General features: G+C 71.4%; 2 protein-coding genes. Both read left to right on the forward strand.

From position 1 onward, the window contains the following. Positions 1-949, forward strand: a 949-nt coding sequence (locus QH283_RS09160; protein WP_280502588.1) for a 3-oxoacyl-ACP synthase III family protein, incomplete at its 5' end; no start/stop codon positions are given. Between the two features lie 33 nt (positions 950-982). Further along, positions 983-1703, forward strand: a 721-nt coding sequence (locus QH283_RS09165) for a hypothetical protein (protein ID WP_280502589.1), incomplete at its 3' end; no start/stop codon positions are given.

Consider the following 1703-nt stretch of genomic DNA (forward strand, 5'->3'; position numbering starts at 1 on the left):
CGATCGCGCCGCGCCCCCCGACGGGGCGCGGCCCGGGGGGGGGGGGGCCGGCGGGGGGGGGGGCGACGCCGAGGACTCCTTCACCATCGCCCTCGCCGCCGCCCTTGGCGCACTGGACAATTCCCGCTACGACGCCGCCGACCTGGATGTGATCATCTCCTGCTCGATCACCAGGACCAGGGGCGAGGACTTCTGCTTCGAACCGTCGTTCGCGCTGATGCTGCGCACCGCGCTCGGCGCGACCCGGGCGGTCCATTTCGACGTCTCCAACGCGTGCGCCGGCATGCTGACCGGAGTTCTGTTGCTGGACAGCATGATCCGCTCCGGCGCCGCGCGTCGCGGCATGGTGGTGTCCGGGGAATGCATCACCCCGATCGCCGACACCGCGGTGCGCGAGATCTCACAGAAGTACGACCCGCAGTTCGCCTCGCTCACCGTCGGCGACGCCGGGGCCGCGGTGGTGCTCGACGGCACCGAGGGGCCGGGGATCGATTACGTGGAACTCAACACCAGCGCGGCGTTCGCCCAGCTGTGCCTGGGGATGCCGAGCGATCAGGGGCCGGGGGTCGCGCTCTACACCGACAACCGCGCGATGCACAACGAGTCGAGGTACCTGCTGTGGACCTCACGGCAGCGGGAGTTCCTGGCCGCCCGTGGTTCGAGCTTCGCCGACGAGGGCTACGACTACGTGATCCACCACCAGTTCAGCGGTCCGGCGGTGGAGTTGATCGACAAGATCGCCGAGCGCGAGTTCGGTGCGCCCGTGCCGCCGGGGCTCGCGGTGCTGGACAAATACGGCAACACCGCGTCGACCTCCCATTTCGTGGTGTTGCACGACGCGTTGCGGCAGGGCCGGATCACCCCGGGGTCGAAGGTGCTGATGGTGCCCGCGGCATCCGGGGTGGTCGCCGGATTCCTGTCGGTCACGATCGGTGAGCTGCGGGTGTAAGGCGACCGGAGACAGGACGACCAGGTACAGGACATGGGAATCATCATTTCTTCGGCGGTGGCGCGCGGCGGCGGGCACAGCTCGGTGGAACAGGCGGCCGATGCCGTGCGCGAGGCGCTCGCGGCCGCCGGTTGCCCGCCCGAGCGGGTGGACGCGCTGATCAATGTGGGGGTCTATCGCGACGCGAACATGGTGGAACCGGCGATCGCGGCACTGATCCAGCAGGCGGCGGGCATCGGGTTGGAATACCGGCCCGGTGACGTGCCGTGTCTGTCGTTCGATCTGATGAACGGCGCCTGCGGACCGGTGAACGCCTTCGGGGCGGCCGTCTCGCTGCTGGCCGACCGGCCGGGCGGGCATGTGGTCGTGGTGTCCGGGGACGCTCATCCCGCGCAGCGGGCCGACGCCGGGTTCGCCTTCGTGCCGGTGGGGGCGGCGCTGGTGCTCGAGCACCGCGACGACGCCGCAGGCTTCGGCGGGGTCCACGTGAGCGCGGGCGATCGGGTGCCCGCTCCCCAGGGATATGTGCGGTTGCCCGAGATGGGACCGCACGGGCGGTCGTCGATGACCGTGGCGGCGCCCACGGATACCGCCGAGCTCGTACGGCACGCGGCCGCGGCGGCGCGCGAAGCACTGGCCGGGGACGGGATCGCCCCGGAACAGGTGGTGCTGCTGTGTGGCAGGCCGGCTCCCGGCTTCGCCGAGGAGCAGGCCGCCGAGCACGGCGGCCGCGCGGTCGGGGCCGCCACGCTTA

Source organism: Nocardia farcinica, assembly GCF_029867845.1.
Lineage (GTDB): Bacteria > Actinomycetota > Actinomycetes > Mycobacteriales > Mycobacteriaceae > Nocardia > Nocardia farcinica_A.